We start from the raw sequence: 1,719 nt of genomic DNA, 5'->3' as shown, positions 1-1,719 counted from the left end.
CTCGCTCATACTTTGTGCAAGCTGCGCGCTAAGTCTAAACGCGAGTTCTAACGAAGAGCTCGTCCGCTCGCTATTTAGCGACGCAAACTTCGATAAAAATCTTTATTTTAAAGGCGAGATGAGAAGTTATTTAAAGCGTAAATTCTACGCGGCAGATAATTATAGCGAAATCACGGTTGCTTCGCTTGGACGCAGCAGCGAATTTAGCGAGATTTTTCACGTATTTTTGGGCTCTAAAGAGAAGCACTTCGATCTTTACGTCTATACTAAGAAGGACGGGATCTACGCCGTGCGAGTTTTAGCGCAAACCGCCATTATTGAGGCTATCGTAAGCGAATATGAAAAATTTAACGAGGCGCAAAAACGGGAGTTTGAGCAAAGAACTGATGCAGATATCGTAAATTTAAAGCTAATCTTAGCGCCCGATAAAGAGCTTATGAAGTTTGGGAAACAAAACCTAGCGGCATTTGAAAAAATTTACGAGCTTTACGCAGGCGGCGAGCCCGAGCGCGCAAAGGCGGAGATCAAAAGCCTGCATCTCTCTCACGCCGAGACGGAGGGCAAAAGATTTATGCTGCTCATCGGCGGGATCACCGATAACTCCGTGGGCTTTTTGCGAGTGCAAGATGAGGCAGACCTGCCGCAAATGAGTCCTAGCGAGTTTATAATGATAGAAAAAATTGCGCCGAATTGGTATCTTTTTAAAACCACATAAAAAGCCCTGCTGCAAGTGGATTTCAAGCTTCGCGGGGATCTAAATTTAAAAGCGTTATCCGCGCCTTAACCATACCGCCGATCAAAAATCGCGCGAATTTTAAATTTAAAAAGACGATATGTAAATTCCGCATGCTGTAAATTTTTAAAGAATTTTAAAATTTTTTGAAGTCTAAATTTAAACAAAGCGTCGCTAAAGCGCGCCGCGATAAATTTAAACATGGCGCGAAAGAGGCTTAAACATAGCACTAACAAGCAATACGCTTAAAAACGCCGGCCCGGCCCGGGCTTAAACTGCGCAAAGTCCACTCCCGTCGCGTCCAAAACCGCCCGCGAATAAAAATAGAGGCTGTAAAATAGCTCATCGTCGTAAAAGTGCTCCTCCCAGAGCTCCTCGTCATTCTCATCGCTCTGCGGCCACAGATATTTTTCCGCAAGCATATCCGAAAAGCTCGCCAGCGGCGCTGCGTGCGAGATCTTATCGGCATCATCGCAAATCTCAATCATAAACGCAAAAAATCCGCCGAGCCGAGCCGCGATAAAGCTTGCCGCTTCGTTTTGTCGGCTTTTATCCGCATTTCTATCCGCCGCGTTCTGATTATTTCTGCCGATTTCGTCCGCCGCAGCGTTTTGATTATTTTTATTCGCGTTTTTGCCCGCCACGGCGCGCGCCTGCATAAAGATGCGCGCCAAAAACAGCAGCGCAAAAGGGGTTGCGTGCCAAAGCGTGCTTTGGTGCTCTATCTCGTTAAAAATCTTACTAAGCGCGTCCTGAAGGACCTTGGCGTCAAATTTATCCCGCTCGCTCGCATCCGAGCTCTTATCCGCCGCGCTCGTTTTAAATTTACTCGCCTGGCTCGCTTTAAATTTTATCGCCGCGCTATCCGCACTCTTAAATTCCGCCTCGCCGCACTTCGCTGCGTCCGTTTTAGGTTCCGTCTCTCCGCCCGCTTTAAATTTCGCCGCTTCGTTATCTGCCTTTTTAAATTTCGACTCACTCTTTTG

Annotated in this window: 2 protein-coding genes; one reads left to right on the top strand and one right to left on the bottom strand. The window is 46.8% G+C overall.

The features are described 5' to 3' along the window. A partial coding sequence (locus tag Q0256_RS02540; RefSeq protein ID WP_297959763.1) for a hypothetical protein occupies positions 1–715 on the top strand: 715 nt, incomplete at its 5' end. Positions 716–978: 263 nt separating this feature from the next. Here Q0256_RS02540 and Q0256_RS02535 read toward each other — a convergent pair. Beyond that, positions 979–1,719: hypothetical protein (locus Q0256_RS02535; RefSeq protein WP_297959761.1), on the bottom strand; the 741-nt coding region annotated here is incomplete at its 5' end.

This window comes from uncultured Campylobacter sp. (assembly GCF_937949835.1).
In the GTDB taxonomy this organism is placed as follows: domain Bacteria; phylum Campylobacterota; class Campylobacteria; order Campylobacterales; family Campylobacteraceae; genus Campylobacter_B.
Note: the sequence above shows the minus strand (reverse complement) of the source record. Positions and strands in the feature narration are given on the sequence as shown.